General features: G+C 52.1%; 1 protein-coding gene. It reads left to right on the top strand.

The annotated features are described in order from the left end of the window. On the top strand, positions 1 to 1,762 hold a 1,762-nt coding region (locus GEV47_RS18460; protein ID WP_322741698.1), incomplete at both ends, for an ImcF-related family protein.

The following is a 1,762-nucleotide window of genomic DNA, read 5'->3' on the forward strand; positions in this document are numbered from 1 at the left end:
TCAGGTGAACGCGTGGTGCAATCTGCGCTTCCACAAAATGCCGATCTGGTACAGCAAGCCCGCGCCTTTTTAGCCGACAAGCCTGCCAATCAACGTTTGTACCAGCGCACCATGGCGGCTATGCCTAATCTGAACCAGCAAGACTTTACGCTGGCACGCGCTGTCGGGCCACAGGCCAATAGTGTTTTTACATTAGCATCTGGCAACCAGTTGACTAAGGGGATACCGGGCATCTTTACCTACGCCGGTTATCACACGGTATTTGATCCACGCTTAACAGAATTCGTGCGCGATGCGCAGTTGGATGATGCCTGGGTAATGGGTAAGTCGATTGCTCCACTGTCTGACAAAGCCAAAGAATTTATCGATGACGATCCGATTACCAAAGACATTCGCAGCCAGTATCTGCAAGAGTACACTCAGCGCTGGACGGCGTTTCTCGATGATATCCGTACTGTGACCGGCAAGGATCTCAAAGCCGATGTGAAGTTACTCAGTATGTATGCGGCACCAGATGCACCACTCTCACGTTTGGCAAAAGCGGCTGCACGTGAGACTACCTTGTCACGCAAACTGGTGATCGACGGCGATAACGATAGAGATTTGCTAGACAAAGCATCGGACACGATCAGCAAAAGCAGCCGTGCGATGTTCGGCGTCGGGCAATCGCAATTAGAAAAAGAGTTAGTTGATAGTCATTTCGCAGCACTACGGCAAGTGGTTACCGGTGAAACAGATGCAGGGCAATCATCAACTGCCGCCCCCATCCCTGGTCTTGCTGCCATCAATGGTTTATTGAATGCTTACTTCACTTCGTTGCTGGTGGCAGATTCGGCATTAAGCAGTAACGGTCTACCGCCAGACAATACAGAGGTAAGCCGCAATTTGATACAAGCAGCCGACGCCGCACCAGCGCCATTCAAAACCATACTGTCTGCATTGGTCAATGGCAGTACACAAAAAATCGGCGATGGTGCCTCCATCATCTTGCGCAAACAGGCACAAGAAAAACTGGATCGCGTCAACCAATTGATGGCGCAACAAGTGAGCAATCCCTGCCAATCGGGTATTGCCGGACACTACCCATTTGCGGCCAGCGTGACCGAAGTGGCAATTGATGACTTCAAACGGATGTTTGCCGCTGGCGGCGCAGCAGATAGCTTCTTCCAGCAACAGCTGGCACCATTTGTCGAGACCAGTAGCCGACCATGGCGCTATATCAACCCAGCCACGGCAACTACACCCACACCGGCGCAGGCGGCCATACTGGGTATCACGGCATCAAACGATAGCGCACCGAGTACCAACAACAGCCCGACACTGTTAAGTGAGTACCTGAAACTGCTGACGCAACAAGGGCCCAATCCTGATTTCTTCGCACACGCCAAAGCTATCCGCGAAGCCTATTTCCAAAACCCGGGCAGTCAAACCGTCGCCTGGAAAACTAACGTCAGTGTCACATCGCTTGATCCGACGATTGTTGAACTGTATATGAATTTTGATGGGCAGGCGCAGCGCTATGTGCATGGCCCTGTCGAACAATTACCCGTCAACTGGCCTGGCGCGTATGGTGGCACGTCGCTTGAACTGACGGCTAATCCACGTATTAGCGTACCTACCTCCACCATCTATATGCGCGGTGCATGGGCAATGCAACACTTGATGGAACAAGGGAAGCGGATTGGGCCGGTGGCGAATGGCAAAGTGACCATGGAGTTTTCGTTTGATACGCGTAAGGCGGTGTTGGAATTTGATAGTGGCG

The organism is Glaciimonas soli (assembly GCF_009497155.1).
In the GTDB taxonomy this organism is placed as follows: domain Bacteria; phylum Pseudomonadota; class Gammaproteobacteria; order Burkholderiales; family Burkholderiaceae_D; genus Glaciimonas; species Glaciimonas soli.